The organism is Amphibacillus cookii (assembly GCF_016908375.1).
Taxonomy (GTDB): domain Bacteria; phylum Bacillota; class Bacilli; order Bacillales; family Amphibacillaceae; genus Amphibacillus_C; species Amphibacillus_C cookii.
Map to the genome: position 1 here is coordinate 39,202 of NZ_JAFBDS010000001.1, position 24,677 is coordinate 63,878.

Genomic DNA, 24,677 nt, shown 5'->3' on the forward strand with positions numbered 1-24,677 from the left:
CGCACTTGTCATACTCTCATGATATTAGAATGCTACTGGATATTCAAGACTTAATATAACGAACCTTCAATCAGTGTGCGAAGAACGAAAACTCCAACTGATTGAAGGTTCGTTTTATCCGCCTACTTACTGTAGTAGCGTGCAAAACTACGATAGGAATAGGGAACCCTTTGGTTGGTATCACATTCAGCTTCATAATTATGGTGAAGAAGTGAAAGTGTCACATTGGGCTTCACTAACTCTTCATGAATATAATCAACGTTCACAGGTCGCCTTCCAGCTCCCTCTATAGTCTTTTCAGGAAAGAGAAATTCCTCAATTGATCCGGCATTTCGTCCTCCAAGGGGCATCCAAATCCTTTTTTTTCAGCCAATTCAAAGACTTTTGTTGCTTTTTGGAAAAATATAACATACTTGAGGCAATCTCTCTTCCACTGGTTCTCTCATGGTGCAATTCTAGAATCCTTAGATAATGAATCAAACAAAAACATCCTATAAAAAGTGTCACACCATAAGTGTGCTCACTAATTATATAGGAGGTTTGTAGTGGCAAACAGCCTGGCGCTAAGTGGCAAAATAGTTGTCATATGGTAGTAAATAATATGGCATAATTGGTGAATTACAGTGACAGTAATCACTGAAAGGGTATCGCATCAATAGACATCGAATAAAAGCTTTATAAATAATAAAATAGTCTTAGTAGTATTGATTGGTATACCAAACAGATATATAATAAATGAACATTGTCGAAAAAACAAGTATTTTAGTTGTTTTTGTAAAAATATGTTGATGTAAATTAGAGGGGGATTTTAGTGTATTGTAAAAAATGCGGTTCAAAAAATGAACATAAGGGAAAGTTCTGTAACAAGTGTGGTGTTCCCCTAACTCAAGTGCAAGTGGAAAGGGAACAAGAAAGTGGGGAGATAACGAAAAAACAAAGTGTAACGCCACCACCCCAGCCAAAATCGCCGATGTCTAAAAGAAATAAGTTGATTATTAGTGCTGTCCTTTCTTTGATCTTATTACTCTTTATCAGTTATCGAATGTTGGACAACTATTACGCAGAGGATGCTCAAATTGATAGACTTATAGCATCAATACAAAATCGAGAGTCAAGTGATTTGGTTAAGCAGCTTGTCACATATGATCCGAGTTTTGAGGTGACGGAAGAATCTATTGCACCTTATATGGATTATTTAAATGATAATAATGAGTATTTAAGTCGTTTAGTTGAACGAATGAGGAATAGAAATGATGCATTTAATTCAAGTAATGAGCTATACATAGAACAGGAAGGCTCGCATTTTGGCTTGTTTGATCGCTATCAATTAGTGATGAATCCTGTTTACTTAGCCATTGAATCATCAATTGATGGAGCCGTCATTGCAATTAATGATGAAGAAGCGGGTATTTATTATGCTGATGACTTGGTTTCTGTGGGTCCTGTTGCGCCAGGGCGTTACCAATTTAGCGCTGCTGTTGATTCAGATATCCCCTTAGAAAATGTGAAGACAGAAGATATTTTATCGAGTTCTGATACTTATTTAGTAACCATTCCTTTAAGAAGCATTCTTTTTTCAGTCACATCGGATATAGAAGATGCGACGGTTTATCTAGATGACGTTGAAATTGGCAAATTATCAGATGGAGAGGGGCAATTTGGACCTTTGCCGTTAAATGATAATAGTTTACTTCAATTGAAGAAAGCGTACGAATCAGAAACCCTGGCATCTGAACCTATCCATGTGACAGAATATCAGGATGATTATCATATCTTATTTGAACTTGCCAATGTTGAATCTGCTCAATCCACATTGAATGCACTTTATCGAGATGTAGGCTACTTAATAAGTTGGGGGGAGACGGATTCTAGATTATCGGATATACAGGCTCTACTTGTAGATGGTCGTGATAACAGTTTATACCAGACATTTAATAATACAGCCGATCGATATAATGATGACGAAGAAGTACAAAGCGTTAATTATACAGCTAGTATTCAAGAATTTGAGCAACTTGATATCTATGATTATGCTGTCATTTATGAATTAGATGTTGAAACACGTCATTATTATGGAGCTAGTCAAGATGATTATACGCAAACATTAACATTTGAGGCGATCATGGTCTATGATGATGAAGACCAAATTTTAAAATTAAAATCAGCTGATCTTATTGATTAGGTAATCACAAAAAAGTAAAGCGAGCGCGTAAAGTTCTCGTTGTATAGACGCTAGACTTAGACGAAATGGAAAACAAAAGTAACGATAAATGACAACAGGAACATTAATGCATGAAGTTAAATAATATGAAGCATTTTAATAGGAGATTGAACATGGAAGACGAGCAAAAGTACTGTAAGGCGTGTGGTTTAAAACAAGCAATAGAAAATGATTTCTGTATTGAATGTGGTGATCAATTCATTGCAGAGCAGGTAGATCAAGCTGAATTTTCTAGTCAAGAAACATTTACACCAGAAAACAACAAGCGTTCACTTAATAATATCATTAACCTCATTAAAACAAACAAGAAAGTATCTTTTTTAATCATTGCTTTTGCAATTGTTGGACTTGGATTTTTTATTTTTTGGGGATCACATCCACTTCAAGGAACTTGGGGAGCGTATGAAACGCATGCTAACGATTACCAAGAAAAAATTACTGTAGAAATTAGTCGAAGAGGAAATGTCGAACTAGTATTGGAATCACAAGGTGGTAATCAGTTAAGTTCTACGATCTCGTTCTCTGTAGCTAAAGATGACGAGGGATCAACTAGAGATTATACGGTGTTTTATATAGATGAATTTGAAGAACTGACTTACAACGCAGAAAACGGTCAGCATATCACTATAACAGGCGATGTAATAAGTGAATCGTTTAGAGAGCTTAATATACCTATTGTCAATGATTTGGGATTCATATTATATCATAATACTGAAGGTGACGAAAAATCAATTGAGTTAACCCTAACAGGTGCTGGTATTACACTAAATCAGCAATAGTATCTTGATATTTTGTCTGGTGCTATTATTACGTCTCCTGTTCATATGGCTAAGCAGTGTTAAAAGTGGATTCTCATTTGGATGAGTCGCAGCTACGCATTAATCAAGTTTCTATAGCAAAACAAATGATTCGTGGAATTTTTTAATTATAATATTTAACCGTTTTTCTATTATCGCAGATAACCAACCGTAAAACACCTCCCTCAAAATAGAGAGTAGAGCAAATCGGTAGAGGTGGGTGAAAACGGGCACTAATGTCCTGATTGCAGGTTCGTTTTATCAAAACAGATGACGTTGGTTTTACACACCAACGTCATTTTTGATAGAATCAAACAACAAAATGTTCAATTGGTCAAATGACTATTTCAACTAAGTGCAAACGGTGAAGGATTATAAGTGACAACCGATTATATATTTAATAGTGATAGTTAATGACTCCGATAACGCATAATCCCTCTAGTCATCCAAAATAAAGGCTAAATACAGTTTTACATAGTCGTTTATATCTTTAGGGTCGTAGCCAGTATAGTCTTTCAGTTTATTGAGTCGATATTGGAAAGTATTTTTATGAATAAATAAAGTTTCACAGCTTTTGTTAATACTTTTGTTGTTCGCTCCATAGGTTAATAAAATCTCTTTAAGTGTTTCACGTTCCTTTTCTGGTATAGATCCGAGAACCTTATCGACAAATGCCGTTTTTGCTTCTGTTTTCATTGTTGTGACGAGCAGGCCTAGATCCATGTCTTGATAAAGGACGATTGTTTGAGCTTCTACTAATGCCCATGCTGAGGCATGCTCTGCTTGCTTAAAGTGTTGATAAATCGTGACAGCGGCGTTTTTCATTGGGCTTATACCAAAGTGATAGTTTAATTTTAATTCTTGAAACAGGAAATGATTTAATTTATTAAGTTCACGAGTTACGGTCGTCACAAGATCGGTTTTAAATAATAGATATACAGTATCTTGTAATACCGTATAATGGCACGACTGATTATTGGTAAAATAATGGTCGAGCCCATGATAGACATGTTCTTGATTACAGAAATACGATGAAGGTTTGCCAACGACACAGGTATAATTGAGTGATCGATCAAAGTCAAGTAAGCTGAGTTGTGTTTTTGTCTGTTCATCCCACTGCTTATGTTGCCGTAGTGTTTCGATTAATAGCCGGTCCTGTTCACGTTTTTGGAAAGATAACGTATTTAAATAATTTTCCTTTATTAAGATCTCTGTCATTTTCTTAATAATTTCCCCATATTTCTCGACTTCTTCTTTTTCACCAGTAATGCCAATAACGCCAATGGTCTCGGTTTCCATTCTAACAGGAATATTAATCCCCTTTTTTGTACCGGTGAACTGTTGATCATATTCAATAATAAGATTTTGATCGGTTTCAATGACTGTTTTGGCCCCGCCATGAAAATTACCGATTCTATCTGGGTCAGTACTGGCAATAATGATCCCTTTTTGATTCATATAATTAACTTCTTGATTAATAATTTGCTTCATTTGTTCAACAATTTCTTGTGCTAATGTTACACTAACGTTCATCTGCGTTCCCCCCTTTGCTGCTTTTGTTCTCCATCTCATTTATCATCACTTAAGTTGATTCGTCAATGAAAAAGCGTAAGCGCGTTCAATCTTATAGGCTCAATAGATATATGAAAAGTTATAAATACTAGCTATTTGTTCTGGGTACCTAAAATATTGTGTTATTATTCACAAATATCAGTATAGAAAATATATCTATTGAATGCAAGGATATTGTAAACTTAGCATTGTAGTAAACGTTTACATGATGAGGAGGATGACAACGATGGGTGTTGAAATTGGCGCATTAGGAGCTATCGTGGGGCTACTTGTTGCGATTGGCTTGATTTTTCTAAAAACCCCACCTGTATATGGTTTAATTATTGGTGCTTTAGTAGGCGGATTAGTTGGAGGTGCTTCGTTACCGGAGACCGTTGAGTTAATGATAGGTGGCGCGCAAGGTATGATGACAGCTATTTTAAGAATACTAGCCGCTGGGATATTGGCTGGTGTTTTAATTACGACTGGTGCTGCTGAATCAATTGCGCAAACGATTATTGAAAAAATTGGTGAAACGCGTGCCTTGTTTGCTTTAGGATTGGCTACGCTACTATTAACAGCTGTTGGTGTGTTTATTGATATTGCGGTCATTACCGTTGCACCGATCGCTTTAGTTATCGCAAAGAAAGCAAATATTAGTAAAACAGCGATATTACTAGCGATGATTGGGGGTGGCAAGGCTGGAAATGTGATGTCACCTAATCCTAATACGATTGCTATTTCAGAAGCGTTTGATGCCCCGCTTACTTCGGTTATGCTTGCGGGTGTGATTCCCGGTTTAGTTGGATTATTTGTTACTTATTTTATTGCAAAGCGATTAACCAACAAAGGTGTTAAAATCTCAGATAGCGATTTAAAAAATAATGATCAAGCGAATAAGCAACTACCGAGCTTCTTTCGTGCGATGACGGCGCCACTTGTTGCTGTACTGTTGTTATCGTTACGACCATTATTTAATGTGATAATCGATCCGATGATTGCATTGCCTATCGGTGGTTTAGTTGGTTCGTTGGTGATGGGAAAAGTTAAGGGCATTTTAGGACAGGCGCAATTTGGCTTGCAGAAGATGTCTAACGTTGCGATTCTACTTATTGGTACGGGAACAATTGCTGGTATTATTCAACATTCAACATTAGGTACATTATTAATAGACGGGGTCTCAACATTAGGTTTACCGATTTTCTTACTTGCCCCATTATCAGGGGTGTTAATGTCAGCTGCAACTGCTTCGACAACATCAGGAGCGATTGTCGCGAGTTCAGTCTTTAGTCAACCGTTACTAGATTCAGGGTTTAGTGCACTTGGCGGTGCTGCGATGGTTCATACTGGGGCAACCGTTCTCGATCATTTACCACACGGGAGCTTTTTCCATGCAACGGGTGGTAGTGTATTAATGGGCTTTAAAGAACGTTTAAAGCTTGTGCCTTATGAATCATTAATTGGTTTCGTACTTATGCTTATATCGATTCTACTTTATGGCGTGATGGGCATAGGTTAATAGATTAAAAAGGGGGATGAATCAAATGCATATCGTTATTGCACCTGACTCGTTTAAAGAAAGTTTAACCGCTTACCAAGCGGCGACTGCGATTGAGCAAGGTATTTTAGCAATTGATCAAACGACAACGATTACAAAAGTGCCAATGGCAGATGGTGGTGAAGGAACCGTTCAATCGCTTGTTGATGCGACAGGGGGTACATTAAAACAGTTAACTGTCCAAGGACCAAGACAAGCCCCAGTTGAAGCGTTTTACGGTTTGTCGGGTGATGGTAAAGTCGCTGTTATTGAAATGGCAGCTGCAAGCGGTTTAGATAAATTAACAGTCGCTGAAAGAAATCCAGAAGAAACAACGACATATGGTGTTGGGGAATTAATTAAAGATGCACTTGATGCTGGTGTTGAAGAAATATTACTCGGTATTGGTGGTAGTGCAACCAATGACGGTGGTGCTGGAATGGTTGTCGCTTTAGGAGGGCAACTGTTAAATAAAGCAGGTGAGCCTATTGTTCCAACCGGTGGTGGCTTGAGTGAGCTGGCAACGATTGATCTCAGTCAGCTTCATCCACGCATTCCAGATGTCACGTTTAATGTGGCGTGTGATGTTGATAATCCACTGACAGGTCCACAAGGTGCTTCAGCGATATATGGACCGCAAAAAGGAGCGACAGAACAACAAATTGAACGGCTTGATCAGAACTTAACGCATTATGCCAAAGTGATCGAAACAGTAACAGGAAAAGCTGTTGATCAAGTGCCAGGGGCTGGTGCTGCAGGTGGTTTAGGTGCTGGATTACTAGCGTTTTTAGGTGCCGAATTAAAAAGAGGTGGCGATTTGATGGTCGAATTGTTAAATCTTGAAACAAAGATTAAACAAGCTGATTTAGTCATTACTGGTGAAGGTGGCATCAATCATCAAACCATTTATGGCAAGACACCGATTGCGGTAAGTAAAGTTGCCAAAAAGTATCACAAGCCTGTTATTGTGCTTTCTGGTTGTATTAATAGTGGATTTGAATCCGTTTACGATCACGGTGTTGATGCGGTATTTAGTATTATTCCAGAATTAACAACATTAGAGGAAGCCTTACAACGTGGAAGTGAGAATCTTACGCGAACGGCTCGTAATGTGATGGCGGTACTAAAGTTATCCCAATGATTATTGATATTGCAGATAAGCAAAAGTCAGATAACGGCATCGATAGCGTGAACACGTCGATGTCGTTTTTAAATGGATCATAACACCTTTTAAAATCACAAAAAAGTCTAAAATAATTACCTTGATAATATCGGTTATTATTAACTCTTTCTTCCATTCCATCACGTAATCGCTCTGCATTTAACCGTTTCATTGGATTAACCTCACTTGAATGACAAGGAAATGAAGCATGCTTTGTTTTGATATTTCTCATCATAGTTCACCACCCTTGTTTGTTGAGTTTCTTTCTCCTATCCGTTTTATCACAGATACTCGTCCGTAAACCAGCCACCTCAAAAAGAGAGAACAAAGCTAAATCTATTTAGATGAGTGACAACAGACGCTAATGTTCTGATTCACTCAACGAACCCGCAATCAGTGGGAGGAGAACGACAATGCTTCACTGATGGAAGTTTCGTTTTATTGCTTCAAAACGCCTACTAAAATCATTGACTTCTAATCGTTTGTCTATTATAGTTATATACATAAGTATATAACCGATTTACCGGATAACTTAATGATAACTCTAAACGATTGAAGGGATAAACATGAGTGCACCTTTTGAACAAGATAAGCCGATCTATGTGCAAATCCGTGAGAAAATTGAAGATCAGATTATTAACGATCAATTAAAGGAAGGGGAACAAGCACCTTCCACTAATCAATTGGTTAACTTTTATAAAATAAATCACGCGACCGTTACAAAGGGCGTCAACCAATTGGTTGAGGAAGAAATTTTGTATAAAAAAAGGGGGATTGGTATGTTTGTTACAGCCGGAGCAAAAGAAAAACTAATCGAAAAGAGGAAGGCAACTTTTGTTGATGATTATGTTCGGAAGCTAGTTCGCGAAGCAGATAAATTAGGTATAACAGAAAGTGAAGTTGTTGGCTATATAAAATATGTAAAAGGGCGTGATAGAGAATGAATGTCAAAGCAGAACGGTTATCTTTAACTTATGGCAAGCATGAGGCGCTTAAACAGGTGAGTTTTGAATTAGATAGTAAAAAGATATATGGGTTGCTTGGAAGAAATGGTGCGGGCAAAACATCGTTGTTATCGATTATTGCTTCCTTTATAAAACCAAGTTCAGGTGAGCTTACCATTAATGGTGAAGTTCCTTTTGAAAATGCTGACATCATGCAACAAGTAGCGCTTCTTTATAATAAAGACTATCAAGATGAGACCGACAATATTAAAGATATGTTGAGCAACATTGAACGTTATCGTCCACAATTTGATCGAGACTATGCTGATGCTTTGATTAAGACCTTCAAGTTGGATGTAAACAAACCGATTAGTAAGCTTTCTAAAGGGATGCAAGCTGCTCTAAATGTAACGATAGGATTGGCAACACGCGCTCCAATCACGATATTTGATGAAGTATATCTTGGGATGGATGCACCAGCGCGTGAGCTTTTTTATAAAGCGTTATTAAAAGATCAAGAAAACCATCCACGGATGGTGATCTTATCCACCCATCTCGTTTCGGAAATGGATTACCTTTTTGATGACGTTATTTTAATACATGAAGGAAATATTTTACTTCATGAGGACTATCACTCACTTATTGAAAAAGGGGTCAACATTACCGGTGATGCAGATGCCGTTGATTCATTTGTTCAAGGCAAGACCGCGCTCCGAACCGAACAACTTGGGCATACCAAATCGGTTATGCTTTATGGAGAACTTACTGAGGCAGAGGAACGGCTAGCTATAAGTGAAGGGCTTGAAATAGGGCCAGTGGCGTTACAAGATTTGTTTATCCATTTAACAGAGGAGGAACAGCAATGAAGAAACCTTTAATCTACCTAAAAGTAACTAAAGACCTATTTGTTGCTCAACTTATGTGGGCGCTTGGTTTTTTAGGTGTCATGTTGGTGATTCAAATCATTAAAACAGTCATCGCATCTACTCAAGGTAATGAGGTTGAGAGTTATTACCATTCTACCTTTGTGGCCAGTCACATATTTATGCTGATTATTGGCATGATAGCCATTACTTTTTTGCCTTATTTTATTGAATTAGGTGTGACAAGAAGAGATTACTATAAAGGGACATTTCTTGCCACGCTTGGATTATCGTTGGTGATGCCGATCTTGACCACGCTTGTTACAAAGGTCGAACAATTGATTTTCCGTTATTTAGCTATACCAACAAAAGAAATGGCCATTAATGAAATAATATTAGATACTGAACGAGATTTTATTGGTGACATCGTTCAATCAGCAATTATATCTCCTTTTGTTGATCCACAGACCAACCCTTGGCTAGCAATTTTCATTTTTAGTATTCACGCATTGATCTATTATTTAGTGGGTTGGTTCATTAGTGCAAGTTTTCGCCAACATATGATTGTGGGTCTGCTATCTATTGCTGTATCTATTATTTTAATAAGATTAGAGGATTTATTATTTAGAGTGTCGCTTGACTTACCACTACCGAGTGGGCCACTTACGATGGACTTTCTACCATCAGGCGTTTCTGGATTGGGGATTGTGTTGATTATCGGATTATTAGCCTGGTTAATTCGCCAACTAACAAAAAATATGACGATAAAAATTTAACATTCTAGATGAATGCTGAAGATACCAGATTTTCGGTTTTATACTATTTGACGTGGTGAAGGGAATTCTCCATTTCATGCGTTTGTAAAATAGGGGTAGACTTTTGTTAACGTCTTTTCTATTTCTTTAAAAATAGAAATGGGTTCGGTCATCCAGTGATTCGATTTCCGCAGGCACGGCTTCAGCTCGTGCTATTCCTGCAGGATCCTGACCGAACCCGTATGAATTCACGTGTAGATAGACATTCAAATTAAGTTAAGATCTATTGAATCGAAATCAGTCCAAAATGCACCTAACCAATCAAACATTCAAGCAGCATAATCCGACTTGAATGTTTGTGAAATTCATCTATAAAATTGCCGGCAAAAATTCTCACCAACGTCATTTGACAAAGAATCAGATTTTCGGCAACTTTAAATCGGCGTCAGATTATATTAAAAAAGTTCTGTTTAATGTAAACAGGACTTTTTTGTTGTTGAGAAATCGGTACCTATAACAAAGGTATGACTAAATGTGTCCGATTTAAAATACACTACTAAATAGTTTAAATTGATAGCGGTTTCGACAAAATGTTTTAAAAATTTACAAAATTGTCTAGTAAACGATAAAGCAGCAATGTTACTATATAGATAGTTGCGCTTTCTATAAAAGCGTGCAGACCAACATTAGAAACAGAGATAAGGAGAGGGAATATGACAGAGGAAGTAACCCATAATGAACAAGAACAAGCAAAAAGCAAAAAGAAAATTTTGATAGCAGCAGGGGCGGTGATGTTGTTAGCTATTGTCATTTTTTTCGTTTTTTTCTCATCATCACCAAAAGAAAAATATTTTTTAGCTGAACGTAACTACTATCAACAGCTACAAGATGAATTTGAGGCGCGTTATGCTGAAGAGTTGGCTTGGTACGAGCATAGTCAGAATAACGCTATTGAATCAACGTTACAATTGGCGCTTAATTTACCTGAAAGTTATGGCTATGGTATCGATGGGTCATTTACCGAGTTATTAAACAGCATGGAAATCACAATTACTGGTGCATTAGATCGAGAGGAAGAGAAAATTTTAGGTGAAGTCAGTGGTGAGTTAGCGGGTATTGAAGTTGATGGATTAGATGTTTACATAGAAGGAAATCAATTGTATTATAACATGCCTTTTACCGACGACACATTAATGATTGACGGTAATAAATATGGTGAGTTCATGTCAAATCTAAATCCTTATTATGAAGGTGAAGATGAGTTAGATTTTAGCTTTTTATTCGACACAGACAATTATTTTCTAATATCTGAGGAAGACCTTGACTATATTCAAGCAGAATATATCGATTATCTTTATCAAGCGATTCCAGAAGAAGCATTTGACGTATCCGATGAAACGATCACTTTAGGTGATCAAGAAGTAAAGACTGAGAAGATTGACATGCACTTGTCAGATGAAGTGGTTCAAGGCATTTTGAACGACTTGCTTGATAAGCTTGAGGCTGATCAGCGTTTAGAAGATATTATGATAGATATGATGGTCGAGCAACAGTCAATGAGTATGACACCATTTAGTTATCCAATGGGATCTATGGAAGATATTTATCGAGATGCTTATCAAGAGATGATCACAACGTTGCGTTATCAGTTGGAAGAAGTGTATCTCCCGGGACAATTACGATCTACGATTTGGGTTTATAATGATATTATTGTGAATCGTGAATTTGTTTTTGATATTTATAATACTGAATATGATGTAACCGAGTCTTTAGAAATTAATGGAACGCATGATATTACAAGTGAAGAGCAACGGATTGATTACTTAATGACGGTGACCGATCATTGGGGCGATCAAGGGACATTAGGGATAGAAGCAAATTTAATGCGAGACGAAAATGGCTTTAAAGATGAAATGATCCTATCATTGGATGATCAAGGTCAGCTTATCATTGAATTGGATGAACAAAATGAAGATGATGGAACGAAATCATTTGATCGTCGCTTTGCCCTTGAAAGTGCAGGGATGTCAATAGGTTCATTAACTTGGCATGGTCAGTCTAACTTTGATAATGATATTATGAGTGCAGAGCACCATTTTTCTTTAGCGGAAGAAATGTATGGTTATACGGAACTATTTGGTCTAACGGTTAATCAAGAAGAAAAAACAATAGGTGGTATTGAGCAACCACCGACGAATGAATTGAAAGTATTAACAGATATGGATGCTGATCAGCTATACGATTATGTTGAATCAGAACTGTCTGTACAAGCAGAAAATTGGCTGCAACAATTTATGTTTGAATCTTTATATTAGGAATTATTTAGCGGGTGAAGCAGATGGATGGTTTTCGAATCGTTTCAGTGTTAATAAGAAATCATTTCAAGCGATTAAAGGGGAAGTGGCTGTCACTTCCTCTTGTTTTGCTTGCTCCGATTATTCTTTTAAGTGTCATCGGTTATTTGGTCATTGCTATAGTTGAGCAACCTACGCAGCAGCCAATTCATGTCGGTATCGTTAATTTGGATCAAACGGATCAAACAAATCTGCTTGTGCACGTCATGGAAGAGGTTTCTAAGTCGATTGATTACATTGATCTTACCTCATATCAAGAAAGTGATGCTGAAGCGGCAATCGCCGCAGAGCAACTCGATGCATATCTTTATTTCCCTAGGCAGTTTTTCTCGTCATTACTTCGTGGAGAATCGGTGGAGCTAGAGGTTGTGGGTCATCCGAATAAAAGGTTAGAAGGTCAGCTTGTCCAAGGATTTGTTGACAATATCGGTGATTATATTGAAAGTGCGCAAGCCAATATATTAACGGTTGATTATTATGCAAGCACGTTGTTGGCAGAAGAAGAACGGCAATTGTTATTGTTTGAACAGTTCCAATCTTTTTTCTTTCATGCTTTAGCAAAGGATCAAGCCTTACAAGAACATGAAGTACAAATTAGTCTATATCATTCGCCACTTGTTTATTTCACTATCGCGATTTGGTTTGTATTAATAACGATCTGGTTGTTTAGCTTATATATTATTTTGCACAAAAACGAAGATCGTCGGATGAAAAAGCGAATGATATTATATGGTTTAACCGATTTGCATGAAGCAATTGCGTTGCTTATTACACTGTTGTTAATCATGATCGTGTTAGCGATCAGCTCATTTGCTCTCATCCATTATTGGTTACCGTTATCTTTAGCCACTGATCAATTATGGTTCATCGCTTTATTGGTCGGTTTGTACATCTTTATCTTTTCAGAGCTATTCATATTAATTGATTATTTACCATTGAGTCAGAGGTTAAAGCTAATCATCCAAATGTTAGCTATGGTTGGCATGCTATTGCTTAGCGGTGCAACCATTCCGCAAGCTTATTTTCCTGTGTCTATTCAAGATGAAGTGGGCTATCTCTTTGCTAACCATGTGTTTACTTGGTTAGAACAAATTATTTTACATGGTCGCTTTCATGCAGAATTTGCTTTACTTTATGGATGTAGTCTCATAGGTATCTTCTTAATGGTTACGGGTTCAGTGATAAGGGGGCGAGTTAAATGATGCAGTTATGCATAGCACGACTGATGCTCTGGAAACAACATGTGCTCAGTTATCTATTTTGGCTCTGGCTTCCGTTAATTGGGACGTTATTGTTTGTCCCGTTCATACAGGATGTGAGCGATGAATTCCTTGTCCCGATTGGTATTGTGCTTGAAGAGGAAACGGAATTGGCACAACAGTTATACCAAACCATTGCACAAGTAGATACAGTTAATGCTGAACAGTTTGAAGAACGAGAGGCAATTCGCCGTTTAAACCGCAATCAATTAGATAGTGTCTACCTTATTCCTGAAGGTTATCAAGAGCGGATTGAACATGGTGAACAACGGCATTTGGTTGAGGCATATTATACCGAGCACTCACTTGCCTATCCTTATGTAAAAGAATTGGTTACCTCTACTATCTTGGCGGATACAGGCAAAGTTAAAGCAGAATCAGCTGTGGTTGGTCTTGCGGAAGCTCATCAACAACCAGATAAGTGGAACAGTGATGAGATTTTAGCTACCGCTGAACAGTTTTATCAAGCCTCTTCCATTCTGTCAACAGACCTTACGATAAGCGGTGAAGATCAGTCGCTTGCTGAGCATGATGAACTCAAGCTATATTGGCAAGTATGGGTACTCCTTAGTACGTTATCAACCTTGTTTCTATTTGATTGGATCATCACTGAAAAAAGCCAACATGTGCGGATTCGTTTTCAATATATGAAAGTGAGTTATCGTTGCTTTTTACTGATCAGCTTGATGATGCTGCTGATAATGTTGTTGCTTGTTGATGGGCTGACGCTTGTGGTTTTAAATGTTTATCGTGGAGAACAGCTTAGCATACTAACACTGTTCAGCTATCGGGTTATGATCGCTGTCTTCTCGTTTTTATTAGCTATGATTTGGAAAAATCGCTATCTTTATCAAGCGACAGCCATTAGTTTTGTCTTATGGCTAACGCTGATCAATAGCTCTTTTAAAATAGAAGGAGAGGGTCATCAATTGATTCAATCGATGCTGCCGTTAAATCCATTACGTGCCTTTTTAAATGATCAAGCCTCATGGCGTGGATTAATGTTGGCTGTGGTTGGTTTAGTCTTGTGGTATGCTAAAGAAGGAGGCTTTTATGCTCGAAATAAGAGAAGTAACTAAAAAATATGGGAGAAAACACGTTTTAGATCGAATCAATTATCAAATTAGTCGAGGTGAAGTGATCGGTTTAATTGGTGAGAATGGCGCTGGGAAATCAACGTTATTGCAAATACTAGCTACCCTCATGTCACCAACTTCGGGGCAAGTACTCTTGCATCAACAACCTTATCGCAAACATGTTAAACAGATACGAAAAAAAATCGGCTATGTGCCACAAGATATTGCTTTGTGGGAAGACTTATCCGTTAAAGACAACATGGTCTTTTTTGAAAAGTTGTCTTGGGTAAACAAAACAGAGCAACAATTGAAGCGGATTTGTACAGATATGCAACTTAATCAATGGGAAGAAAAGGTGAAAAACTTATCAGGTGGTATGAAAAGAAAGCTTAATCTTGCCATTAGTTTAATTCACGAACCAGAGCTGCTGTTATTGGATGAGCCTACGGTAGGTATTGATCTTAAGTCCCGGGTAGAAATTAATGGATATCTTAAAGGGTTAGCCAAACAAAAAGGAACAATTATTGTGTATACTTCTCATGATATGAACGAAATAAAAGAGCTGTGTGATCGTACGCTTATCATTGGTGACGATCCGTTTTATCACGACATACTTGACCGTTAATCCGACTTTATCCCAATTCGATCAAAGTTTATGTCATAGTTGACGTTAATCGTGATTTGTGAAAACAATTGTTGCCAGTTTGTGTTTGTTTGTACATGTGTATCCCAATATTCGGGGAGCCTTGCTCTAACCTGTTCACCAAAGCCAAAGACATCTGTTTGCTCTTGTTGCATTTGTTGTAGAAACAACTTGGTGTCCTTTTCCATGATTTTTTCAGTTTGTTGATTTAATCGTTCGACATCTTCGGCTCTATTTAGTTCAATCGCGTCTGATTTTTCTCTAATTTCAGCATGTACACTGACATGCACGTCAATTTTAGGTCGACCATTATCAAGTTCAATCTGATAATCGACATCGCGATGTCTTGACATGGCTAAAACATGACCGTCCTCAATTGGGAACATAATGTTCGCTCCACTCGGATTAAATCCGGTCACGGCATTATAAATCACTACTTGATAAGGCTCAATCATATTGATCAGTTTTGTTCCTTTAAAATAGGCCATCCCACCGATTCGAATATTATTGTCATCAATTTCAATATAAGGGAGCATGGCTTCTTCACCTAAACTTTTTTGGTTAATCCAAAAATCGCCGAGTCGTTTTTCAGGAAATTTACCTAATTCTACAGCGTGGTCTAATGTGGTTGATAAATAGATGGCAGGAATTTGCTCGAGTTTAGGTGAGACAGCCATTGTAGTAGCCGCATCCCCTTTAGATATAGCGAGCCAAATCGTTCTTCTAATTTCATTGCGACGTTGGAAATAATCATCGATGTCTGCTAATCCTTCTTTAGCTGTCGCATCGGATACAATGATGACTTGCAGGTGGCCAAAGAAAAGCTCATGGGCTAATTTTTGTTGAATACTTTGAAGCGCAGCACCAATCGTGTAGCCATATCCTTCAACCACCCAGACATTATCATCAACAGATCCACCTGTTCCACCTTCCTCAGGTCCTAAGGCCACTTGACCAGGAACGGCTAATTGTGCCGTTATTTTATATAATCCTTCTATATTTTCCAAACGGTATTCGGGGTGCGTAATGTAATCTTCTTCAATCTCATGATGATCGGCTTGATCAATTGCTAGGCCCACAACGGTGGCGCGCAATTCAATTTCAACCTGATCCCAACAGCCACTAAGGAGGAGCAGACAAGGAACTATGACGATACAGATTATTTTATCAAGGTATTTCATTTGCTGCCCTCCTTTTTTTAAATAAAGTCATGATCACTAAGATAAGGAATAAGCTAGTCGTTATCAGCAATGTTATTCGTCCGATTTGCTGCATAAATTCATACAGTTGTACATGATTATCAAAAGCAAGTGCCATAAAAAAAAAGGCGGGTAAGAACAAATAGGCTAATTTAGTGTGTTTAATATAAAAGCTTTGAGCAAAGAAGGAAGTCGCAATCAAATAGCCGCTGAAAATCGTTGTAAATCCGGTAACCACCCAAAATAAAATAAAGAAGACATCCAATCTTTGTAATGGTGGAATAGCTAATCTTATTGTTCGAGTTAAGGCTAAAACAGGCCATACTTCATCTTTTATTTGTTCTGTACCAAATACGGCATACGTGACTGTCGTCATTAACATAATCATGATGGTAATGATCATCCAACCGATCATCCCACCTTTTAAAGCTTTTTTGGGATTATTCATATTTGGAATGACTAAAAATAATGTAAATAAACCAATTTGAAAAAAAGGTAGGATGATGATATCGGTACTTGTTTTGAGAATTGAGCTCAATGTTATTTCATTTCCTAAAACTGGGAGTATATAGGTGTAATCAATATTAGGTAAAGAAAAGCTAATCAATAAAAGTCCAGGAATAATAATAAATGGGAAATAATAATAGTTAATATAACCATAGTCGATTAGCGATTTTTTTGTTGAAAGGGCTACAGTTAAGACTAAGACAAAAATGGTAACCAGAAGTGGCGTTTTTCTTAATAAAGTGGTGGCCATGACCTCTGTAAATTCTCGAATAATAACTGAAGTTAGAATAATATATTGTATCGAAAAGCTAATACTGATAAGTCTTCCTAAAGTTTTTCCGAGATGGAGAGAGGTTATTTCAAAGAAATTGCGTTGAGGATATGCTGATGTTATGAAAATAATAGCCAATAGCAAAATAAAAAACAAGATTAAGCCAATAAAGGTTGCCAAAATACCGGCTGTGCCGGCGCTTGATGCGCCCCAACGTGGTAGAGATAGCACACTAATGCCAATGGTGCTATTGACAAGAATGCAAACATATTGCAGCATTGTGATTTGATCACCCTTTGCTTTCATTAGGACACCCTCTCGTATCATATGTTTAGGCTTTTTTTTTCGCCTATTAATTCTCACTTATTTTTCTGAATAACAGCTTTGCTAGCGCGTTATCTTTCACTGGTGGCTGGCGCTTTTCACGACCATGGTGAGCTTCCTCACTCACCAGTTCATCTCGCTACGGGGATCAAGACTCATGCTATTCCTGTAGGATTGCAGATCACTCAATTAAACCCACTCGTACCACAGGTCTTTGTTTGAATGAGTGACTTACTTGAGTCTTTGTCTGTGTTTCGTATTGAGGGCATCTGGACGATATTTTAACCAACGTAACGGGGTTCGTATAATCGCATCTTTAAGATCATTCCAATTCCCCGGAGAGAGTGGTTGTAAATAGGGCACACCAAAGGAACGGAGCGAAAGTAAATGGTTAGAAATAATAATCCAGCTGATCATAAAACCATATAAGCCTAGTATAGTTGTCATAGCTAACATTGGGAAGCGCAATAACCGTAAGGCGATCGCGATATTGTAGCTCGGTGTGGCAAACGATCCGATCGTCGTTAATGCAATAATAACCACGGTTAATGGGCTGACAAATCCGGCTTCAACAGCGGCTTGTCCAACGACAAGGACACCGACAATGCTTAAAGCAGCACCAACCTGTTTTGGCATCCGAATGGTCGCTTCTCGTAAAATTTCCATGGCAATTTCCATGATAAATATCTCAAGAAATAGTGGGAAAGGCACACCAGTGCGCCCCGTTGTTATCGCGATCGCAAATCGAGTTGGAATTAATTCCGGGTGAAAAGAGATCGCTGCTAAGTAAAGTGACGGCATAATTAATGACAGTACTAAAGAGATAAGCCGAATCACCCGAGTGGCTGAACTTATTAGAAAGTGTTCATTGTAATCTTCAGGTGTATGCAAAAATTGTGTAATCGTTGCTGGTGCAATCAAACCAAAAGGTGAACCATCAACAATTATAACGACTCGACCTTCTAACAAGTTCCCAACAACGACATCTGGTCTTTCAGTATATTGTATTTGTGGGAATGGCGATTTAGGGGCATCCCGAAGGTGCTCTTCGAGATAACCAGCGTCAAGTATACGATCAGTCTTGATTTGGTTTAAACGGTCAATAACACTTTCAAGTAAACTTGGATTTACAATCGAATCTAAATAAAAAACAGCTACTTTTGACTGGGTCAGTTGCCCAATATTCAATGACTTAATCCGCAGGGAAGAAACAGGAAGGCGAAATCGAATTAAGGAAATATTTGTTGATAGCGATTCGATAAATCCATCTCGTGGACCACGAACCACTTGTTCAGATTCAGGTTGGCTAATGCTACGTTCAGCCACATCAAATGTATCAAGAGCAAAAGCAAGCTTAACTTGATCGACTAAAACAATCGTATAACCTCGTAAAATATGATCAATAATAGATGTCCATTTTGTTTCTTCACTGCCCTGCGTTTGATAAATGAGTTCTTCGTAGATCACTGTTTTGATCTGTTCGAAATTGAGCGTTTCAAATGAATAGCCGGATTGTTGATTCATCAAAGGTTTAAGGATATCTTGATTGATGCCTTTCTTATCGACAATACTATTTAAATAAATAATAGCTGCAGGATATTTGCCAATCAATTTAAAGGGACGAACAGTGAAGTCACTATCCCCATTAAATAAACTCTCTAACTTATTAATATTTATAGATAGGTTAGGATCGACCTCTCTCTCGCCTTGTTTAAGCATTGTATTTAGTTGATCCGTTTGTTTAACATTGGATCGCGCTTTTTTTCGAGCCATTATAAATACCCCTAACATGAGATCTGTGTGATTGCGCCCAGACCAACGGGCAGAAAAAAAGTCATCGCTATTAGTATGGACGAATGGAAACATACTATGCGTTAATAAGAAAAAGTGAGCTCAGAGATATTCTAAATCGACACGTTGTTAAAGGAGATCACGACTAGCGGAAAAGAGGATTGATTGTTTAAAAGATAAGCAATGTAAGAATTCAAATGTTTTTCGGCATTTTCCAGGTTATAACGTTAGATAAAAAAGAAAAAAGAACATCTACAGTTGCTCGATTTTGTAGATGTTCTATCATGGGAATTGTGATTTCTCTATGTGTGTTTCATCTTATTTCCGTTTTCTCCATTCATTTAATTTCCTTGTCACATCAATACTGGGGATGAAATAGGCATTCTGAAGTTCAGTGACAAATAAATGTCCACTATGTTTAGTTGTTTCTAAGATGTGTCGTGTTGGGATTGGAAAATAATAAAAACTGATCGGACTATAGAGCATAGCTACTTCTTCACCGAAATCATCATCATGATAAATGGCAAGTGCTATTAAATTGCATTTTTGTTTTATCATCCGAACACACCTCACTTTTAAAGTTTGTTTTATCATAGCATGTTTTACAAAAATTTGATAGTATTTCCTTGATATAGTAAATGTAAAATATCACATGTTGATGTGTTGACACCTATTTTAAGCGTCACTTTAATAATATTTTTTTAATTAAACTTAGTTTATCGAGTAGACAAACAATATATATTTTGCTATGATGTAAGCGTATTCAAACATTAAGGAAGAGAAAGGGGTATCGATTTGCAAAAGTTTAACGTGTCTATTATTAAGTGGTTAGGGTTAGCTATGCTGTTTTTTCTAGTTGGTTGTGGGCAAGCGGTTGATCAAGATGTTGGTGGGGAGGATCTTGAATTAGAAGGTGGGGAAGATGCTGATTTAACGATTGGCCTATCAGTAGCTGATTTAACACTCGAACGTTGGCAGCATGATCGTGATATTTTTGTAGAAAAAGCTGAAGAATTAGGAGCAAATGTACTTGTTCAATCAGCGGATGGACAAGACGAAAGACAGCTATCACAAATTCAGAATATGCTTTCGCAAGGGATAGATGTTCTTGTTATTATTGCTAATAACTCTGATGCGTTAAGTCCTGTTGTTGAACAAGCGAATGAAGAAGGAATTCCTGTTGTCGCCTATGATCGATTAATTAATAATGCACATGTTGATGCCTATGTCTCATTTGATAACGTAAGGGTTGGAGAAATGCAAGCGGAATACTTAGTTGAAAATGTACCGAACGGAAAATACTTCTTGTTGGGAGGAGCACCAACAGATAATAATGCCCACATGTTTAGAGAAGGTCAGATGAACGTTTTAGATCCACTTATTGATAGCGGTGATATAGAAGTTGTTGGAGATCAGTGGGCTGATGGATGGTCAGCCGAAAATGCACTTAGCATTGTTGAAAACGCCTTAACCTCTAATAATAACGATATTGATGCGATTGTAGCGACAAATGATAGTACGGCTGGAGGTGCGATACAAGCATTAAGTGCTCAAAATTTAGCTGGAGAAGTTGCTATTTCTGGTCAAGATGCTGATTTAGCAGCCGTACAAAGAATTGCTGAAGGAACGCAATCGATGACGATTTATAAACCGATTCGCGCGATCGCCACAAGAAATGCCGAAGTTGCTGTTCAGTTGGCGAACGGAGAGGCATTGCAAGTTGATGAAACCGTAAATAATGAGACAACAGATGTTCCTTTTATAAAATTAGACCCTATTCCTGTCACACAAGATAATATTATCGATACGATTATTGCAGATGAATTCCATAGTTATGATGATATCTATCGCAATGTTCCAGAGCAAGATAGACCTGAACAACCATAGAACAATGTATAACCCAAATGAGGGGGATTTATCTTCTTCTTTGGTTTTGCGTTAGAACATATAAATAGTTGTAATGTTACCACGGATAACCGTCCGTCAACCGTATAATGGAGACAGTGGTCCATCTATCTAGGCGAGACGATGACGGACGGTCATGTCCTGATTCACTCAACGAACTATCCGTGGATGGGTAAGGTCGTAGACTAAAACCGCCACGTCCTGTGGCAACGTCTGCATGACCTACATCCTGTAGCCCTCCGTCCACGGATTGAAGGTTCGTTTTATAGGCCAGGATCAAGGATTTCGTTCGTAATATAAAGCTTGTCAATAAAGGCGGTGAAAAATAGTGAGTCAATATGCGTTAGAAATGAAGCAGATCACAAAAACATTTCCAGGTGTAAAGGCATTGGACCGTGTGAGCTTTTCTGTAAAAAAGGGAGAGATTCATGCATTGTGTGGTGAAAATGGTGCAGGGAAATCAACATTAATGAAAGTATTAAGTGGGGTGTACCCGACAGGAAACTATCATGGGGATATTTTCATAAATGGTCAACCGGTAGCATTTAGGGATATAAAAGGGTCTCAAGACGCAGGTGTAGCCATTATTTATCAGGAATTAGCTTTAGTACCAGAAATGACAGTAGCAGAAAATATTTTTTTAAGTCATGAGCGGATGAAAAAGCCTGTTATTGATTGGCATAGCCTCTATGCTGAAGCACAATATTGGCTTGAACAAATCGGTTTAAAAGTTGATCCTCAAATGCGAGTCAGTGATTTAACCGTTGGAAAACAACAACTTATTGAAATTGTTAAAGCGCTAACAAAGAAAGCCGATATTCTTATTTTAGACGAACCGACTGCAGCATTAACCGAGAGCGATGTTGACGTGTTGATGCGCCTATTAAGAGCACTTAAAAGCAAAGGTGTAACATGTATTTATATATCTCATAAGCTCGGTGAAGTGCTAGAGATAGCTGATTCAGTGACGGTGTTACGTGATGGAAAAACCGTTAGTACAGATCCGATTGATGTGTTAACAGAAGATAAAATTGTTTCGAAAATGGTCGGGAGAGCACTTACTGAATTTTTCCCCTATCAAGCACATCAAATTGGAGAAGAAGTTTTAACGGTTCAAGATTATCAATTTAAGCATGGTTTGACGGGAGATTTGCTTGTCAAACATGCGTCCTTTAGTCTGCGCGCAGGTGAAATTCTTGGTGTTGCTGGTTTAATGGGCGCTGGACGAACAGAGTTGTTTACAAGTTTGTTTGGTGGCTATCCCGGAGAGTCATCAGGGCAGGTTGTTATCTCTGGTGAAGCAGTTAATATTAGAAAACCTTCAGACGCCATTGCAAAAGGTTTAGCTTATGTGTCAGAGGATCGTAAAAAATATGGGCTAGTCATGGGGATGGAAATCTCGAAAAATTCAACGTTGGCTGCTCTGAAAAAAGTGATGCCGAATCACTTAATTGATCGAACGTTGGAAGTGAAGAGGGCTGAAGAGTTAACGAAAAAAATGCGATTAAAATCGCATTCGTTAGAAGCCGATGTTTCACAATTAAGTGGTGGAAATCAGCAGAAAGTTGTTTTAAGTAAATGGTTATTTACCGATCCGAAAATCTTGGTCTTAGATGAGCCAACAAGAGGGATAGATGTTGGTGCTAAATATGAAATTTATAAAATTATTAATGAATTAGCGGCTCAAGGTGTTGCAGTGGTTATCATTTCTTCAGAATTACCTGAAGTGTTAGGAATGTCTGATCGGATCATGGTAATGTCTGAAGGTGAAGTCACTGGTCACTTGAGTAGGACAGAAGCAACACAAGAGAAGATTATGACCTATGCCACGCTAAGGAGGGGTAAAAATGAAGCAGTTAAATCATCAGGACACTGAACAAAAGCCGAAAATAGACATTAGCTTAAATGTACAAGCGTATACTTTAATCATTGCATTAATAGCGATTGCGCTTATTTTTAGTTTATTTACAGGTGGAGAGTTTCTATCACCTCGTAACTTATCCAATTTATTTAATCAAATGGCAGTTATCTCTGTCTTATCGATTGGGATGACCTTAATTATTGTTTCTGGACATATTGATTTATCAGTTGGCTCACTAGCTGGCTTAGCGGGTGGAATCGCAGCGATCCTCCAGGTTTGGTATGGATGGGGAACGGTGTCTGTTATTGCGGTTGGTATTATTGCTGGTGCATTACTTGGGTTGTGGCAAGGTTGGTGGGTGGCATATCGTGCTGTACCGGCCTTTATCGTTACGTTAGGTGGTCAACTCATCTTTCGCGGGATATTAATTGGCATAAGTCAAGGGCGAACGATAGCTCCTTTAGAACCAAGCTTCCGCTTTATTTCAAATAGCTATCTTCCATATAGTTTGGGTTATCTTCTTGCGATAGTTATGGTTGCTCTATTCTTTTTCTTAACATGGAAAGATCGGATCAAACGAAATAAGTTAGCGCTCCAGCTTGCTTCACCACTTGTTGACTATGGGAAAGTGACAATTTATGGTGCAGGAATTCTCTTGATTACATTTATGTTAAGTCTTTATTATGGGGTGCCTTTACCGATGCTGATTGTTGTCTTCTTTGGTGGTTTATTCATTTTTATTTCGAATAAAACCGCATTTGGACGCTATATCTATGCTATCGGTGGCAATGAAGAAGCGGCAGCACTCTCAGGAATCAATATTAAACGTCATACGCTTTATGTCTTTGTATTAATGGGGGCTTTGGCTGGTTTAGCTGGTATTATGCTAACCAGTCGATTAAATGCTGCCACGGTAAGCGCTGGTGATATGTATGAACTCGATGCGATTGCCGCTTGTGTCATTGGTGGTGCAAGCTTAACAGGTGGGAAAGGAAAAATAGTTGGTGCCATTATCGGCGCGTTAATTATGGCGAGTATCGATAATGGGATGAGCATGATGAACATCCAAACATTTTGGCAATATATTGTGAAAGGTCTCATTTTAATCGTAGCGGTGTGGGTTGACATTTCAAATAAGAAACAGACAGCCTAAAGTTAGCAAAGTATAAAATGCTAAGGATAAGAAAAGCTAATCCATTCGCTAGAACACAGGCGAATGGGATTGTTCGTAGTGATGGAAATAAAATAGGCGAAATGACGGTCTTTGAGCGGGGAAAGGGGTTGGGACAAAAGCGTCATTAGAAAGGTAAAATCCGAACATAAATATCTGAGGACAGATGACGTTCGGAAAAATACTTCGCTTTCACTCTCCCAAGCACAAGGGAGACATCTTGGTAAACCTAGTGTCTCCCTAGCCGTGGGCACGACTTCGGGCCTACAGGATGTAGGTCAATTAGACGTTGTCACACGAGGTGACGGGTTTAGTCTAATATTCCACTGTGTGCGCTTCACACAGTGGATCTTCAGCTCGTGCTATTCCCACAGGATAAGGAAAGCCTCGTCGGTCATACATCGCACGAAGAAAATCGTTCTTTATTTTCGAGGAGTCTTCGTATTTTTCCTGCACTTTGTCCAGATTGTTCGGATTTTCATTACT

19 protein-coding genes are annotated in these 24,677 nt (G+C 38.1%); 14 read left to right on the forward strand and 5 right to left on the reverse strand.

Annotated features, from left to right (window positions below; all coding sequences use genetic code 11):
• Positions 1-811 precede the first annotated feature (811 nt).
• Together JOE23_RS00170 and JOE23_RS00175 are read left to right on the forward strand one after the other, a co-directional pair.
• Positions 812-2,182 (forward strand): zinc ribbon domain-containing protein, encoded by a 1,371-nt coding sequence (locus tag JOE23_RS00170; protein ID WP_204435267.1) that lies wholly within the window; start codon positions 812-814, stop codon positions 2,180-2,182.
• Positions 2,183-2,334: 152 nt separating this feature from the next.
• Complete coding sequence (locus JOE23_RS00175; protein WP_204435268.1) at positions 2,335-3,000, forward strand: hypothetical protein; 666 nt, start codon at positions 2,335-2,337, stop codon at positions 2,998-3,000.
• A 456-nt stretch (positions 3,001-3,456) separates the two neighbouring features.
• Here the strand turns inward: JOE23_RS00175 and JOE23_RS00180 are convergent, their stop codons facing one another.
• Complete coding sequence (locus JOE23_RS00180) at positions 3,457-4,551, reverse strand: CdaR family transcriptional regulator (protein WP_204435269.1); 1,095 nt, start codon at positions 4,549-4,551, stop codon at positions 3,457-3,459.
• A gap of 265 nt (positions 4,552-4,816) precedes the next feature.
• On the opposite strand from JOE23_RS00180, the gene JOE23_RS00185 reads away from it, so the two are divergent.
• The 9 genes from JOE23_RS00185 to JOE23_RS00225 all read left to right on the forward strand — a co-directional run bounded on the left by JOE23_RS00185 (position 4,817) and on the right by JOE23_RS00225 (position 15,144).
• Positions 4,817-6,088 carry a GntP family permease gene (locus JOE23_RS00185; RefSeq protein WP_204435270.1) on the forward strand — a complete coding sequence of 424 codons (1,272 nt, stop codon included), beginning with the start codon at positions 4,817-4,819 and terminating at the stop codon, positions 6,086-6,088.
• A gap of 25 nt (positions 6,089-6,113) precedes the next feature.
• Entirely contained in the window at positions 6,114-7,247 is a 1,134-nt protein-coding gene (locus JOE23_RS00190) for a glycerate kinase (protein WP_204435271.1), read from the forward strand.
• A gap of 587 nt (positions 7,248-7,834) precedes the next feature.
• A complete protein-coding gene (locus JOE23_RS00195; protein WP_204435272.1) occupies positions 7,835-8,212 on the forward strand; it encodes a GntR family transcriptional regulator in 378 nt (125 codons plus the stop codon).
• Entirely contained in the window at positions 8,209-9,078 is an 870-nt protein-coding gene (locus JOE23_RS00200; RefSeq protein WP_204435273.1) for an ATP-binding cassette domain-containing protein, read from the forward strand. The genes JOE23_RS00195 and JOE23_RS00200 overlap by 4 nt, the downstream gene beginning before the upstream one ends.
• The gene (locus JOE23_RS00205; RefSeq protein ID WP_204435274.1) at positions 9,075-9,851 is read left to right on the forward strand and encodes a hypothetical protein; all 777 of its coding nucleotides are present in this window, start codon (positions 9,075-9,077) and stop codon (positions 9,849-9,851) included. Before JOE23_RS00200 ends, JOE23_RS00205 begins: the two co-directional genes overlap by 4 nt.
• Before the next feature lie 692 nt (positions 9,852-10,543).
• Positions 10,544-12,145: a flagellar basal body-associated FliL family protein gene (locus JOE23_RS00210; protein WP_204435275.1), complete on the forward strand. Its 1,602-nt coding sequence runs from the start codon at positions 10,544-10,546 to the stop codon at positions 12,143-12,145.
• Between the two features lie 23 nt (positions 12,146-12,168).
• Positions 12,169-13,386: an ABC transporter permease gene (locus JOE23_RS00215; RefSeq protein ID WP_204435276.1), complete on the forward strand. Its 1,218-nt coding sequence runs from the start codon at positions 12,169-12,171 to the stop codon at positions 13,384-13,386.
• A complete protein-coding gene (locus tag JOE23_RS00220; RefSeq protein ID WP_204435277.1) occupies positions 13,383-14,522 on the forward strand; it encodes an ABC transporter permease in 1,140 nt (379 codons plus the stop codon). The genes JOE23_RS00215 and JOE23_RS00220 overlap by 4 nt, the downstream gene beginning before the upstream one ends.
• Entirely contained in the window at positions 14,497-15,144 is a 648-nt protein-coding gene (locus JOE23_RS00225) for an ABC transporter ATP-binding protein (protein WP_204435278.1), read from the forward strand. Before JOE23_RS00220 ends, JOE23_RS00225 begins: the two co-directional genes overlap by 26 nt.
• On the opposite strand, the gene JOE23_RS00230 is transcribed toward JOE23_RS00225, so the two are convergent.
• The 4 genes from JOE23_RS00230 to JOE23_RS00245 all read right to left on the reverse strand — a co-directional run bounded on the left by JOE23_RS00230 (position 15,141) and on the right by JOE23_RS00245 (position 19,812).
• Complete coding sequence (locus JOE23_RS00230) at positions 15,141-16,343, reverse strand: Ger(x)C family spore germination protein (RefSeq protein ID WP_204435279.1); 1,203 nt, start codon at positions 16,341-16,343, stop codon at positions 15,141-15,143. The genes JOE23_RS00225 and JOE23_RS00230 overlap by 4 nt on opposite strands.
• Entirely contained in the window at positions 16,330-17,445 is a 1,116-nt protein-coding gene (locus tag JOE23_RS00235) for a GerAB/ArcD/ProY family transporter (RefSeq protein WP_204435280.1), read from the reverse strand. Before JOE23_RS00235 ends, JOE23_RS00230 begins: the two co-directional genes overlap by 14 nt.
• 249 nt (positions 17,446-17,694) lie before the next feature.
• On the reverse strand, positions 17,695-19,236 hold the full coding sequence (locus JOE23_RS00240) for a spore germination protein (RefSeq protein ID WP_204435281.1): 1,542 nt from the start codon (positions 19,234-19,236) through the stop codon (positions 17,695-17,697).
• A gap of 336 nt (positions 19,237-19,572) precedes the next feature.
• A complete protein-coding gene (locus JOE23_RS00245) occupies positions 19,573-19,812 on the reverse strand; it encodes a hypothetical protein (RefSeq protein WP_204435282.1) in 240 nt (79 codons plus the stop codon).
• 237 nt (positions 19,813-20,049) lie between these two features.
• On the opposite strand from JOE23_RS00245, the gene xylF reads away from it, so the two are divergent.
• The 3 genes from xylF to JOE23_RS00260 all read left to right on the forward strand — a co-directional run bounded on the left by xylF (position 20,050) and on the right by JOE23_RS00260 (position 24,173).
• Positions 20,050-21,141, forward strand: a complete 1,092-nt coding sequence (gene xylF, locus JOE23_RS00250; protein ID WP_204435283.1) for a D-xylose ABC transporter substrate-binding protein — start codon at positions 20,050-20,052, stop codon at positions 21,139-21,141.
• Positions 21,142-21,487: 346 nt separating this feature from the next.
• Complete coding sequence (locus JOE23_RS00255) at positions 21,488-23,035, forward strand: xylose ABC transporter ATP-binding protein (RefSeq protein WP_204435284.1); 1,548 nt, start codon at positions 21,488-21,490, stop codon at positions 23,033-23,035.
• The gene (locus JOE23_RS00260) at positions 23,007-24,173 is read left to right on the forward strand and encodes a sugar ABC transporter permease (protein WP_204435285.1); all 1,167 of its coding nucleotides are present in this window, start codon (positions 23,007-23,009) and stop codon (positions 24,171-24,173) included. Before JOE23_RS00255 ends, JOE23_RS00260 begins: the two co-directional genes overlap by 29 nt.
• Positions 24,174-24,677: the final 504 nt, after the last annotated feature.

What these genes read in the sequence shown, in the direction of transcription:
- JOE23_RS00240 (WP_204435281.1), bottom strand. Translation starts at nt 19,236, where the DNA reads ATGGCTCGAAAAAAAGCGCGATCCAATGTTAAACAAACGGATCAACTA.
- JOE23_RS00220 (WP_204435277.1), top strand. Translation starts at nt 13,383, where the DNA reads ATGATGCAGTTATGCATAGCACGACTGATGCTCTGGAAACAACATGTG.
- JOE23_RS00260 (WP_204435285.1), top strand. Translation starts at nt 23,007, where the DNA reads ATGAAGCAGTTAAATCATCAGGACACTGAACAAAAGCCGAAAATAGAC.
- JOE23_RS00185 (WP_204435270.1), top strand. Translation starts at nt 4,817, where the DNA reads ATGGGTGTTGAAATTGGCGCATTAGGAGCTATCGTGGGGCTACTTGTT.
- JOE23_RS00205 (WP_204435274.1), top strand. Translation starts at nt 9,075, where the DNA reads ATGAAGAAACCTTTAATCTACCTAAAAGTAACTAAAGACCTATTTGTT.
- JOE23_RS00190 (WP_204435271.1), top strand. Translation starts at nt 6,114, where the DNA reads ATGCATATCGTTATTGCACCTGACTCGTTTAAAGAAAGTTTAACCGCT.
- JOE23_RS00245 (WP_204435282.1), bottom strand. Translation starts at nt 19,812, where the DNA reads ATGATAAAACAAAAATGCAATTTAATAGCACTTGCCATTTATCATGAT.
- JOE23_RS00200 (WP_204435273.1), top strand. Translation starts at nt 8,209, where the DNA reads ATGAATGTCAAAGCAGAACGGTTATCTTTAACTTATGGCAAGCATGAG.
- JOE23_RS00180 (WP_204435269.1), bottom strand. Translation starts at nt 4,551, where the DNA reads ATGAACGTTAGTGTAACATTAGCACAAGAAATTGTTGAACAAATGAAG.
- JOE23_RS00210 (WP_204435275.1), top strand. Translation starts at nt 10,544, where the DNA reads ATGACAGAGGAAGTAACCCATAATGAACAAGAACAAGCAAAAAGCAAA.
- JOE23_RS00175 (WP_204435268.1), top strand. Translation starts at nt 2,335, where the DNA reads ATGGAAGACGAGCAAAAGTACTGTAAGGCGTGTGGTTTAAAACAAGCA.
- JOE23_RS00225 (WP_204435278.1), top strand. Translation starts at nt 14,497, where the DNA reads ATGCTCGAAATAAGAGAAGTAACTAAAAAATATGGGAGAAAACACGTT.
- JOE23_RS00235 (WP_204435280.1), bottom strand. Translation starts at nt 17,445, where the DNA reads ATGAAAGCAAAGGGTGATCAAATCACAATGCTGCAATATGTTTGCATT.
- JOE23_RS00230 (WP_204435279.1), bottom strand. Translation starts at nt 16,343, where the DNA reads ATGAAATACCTTGATAAAATAATCTGTATCGTCATAGTTCCTTGTCTG.
- JOE23_RS00195 (WP_204435272.1), top strand. Translation starts at nt 7,835, where the DNA reads ATGAGTGCACCTTTTGAACAAGATAAGCCGATCTATGTGCAAATCCGT.
- JOE23_RS00215 (WP_204435276.1), top strand. Translation starts at nt 12,169, where the DNA reads ATGGATGGTTTTCGAATCGTTTCAGTGTTAATAAGAAATCATTTCAAG.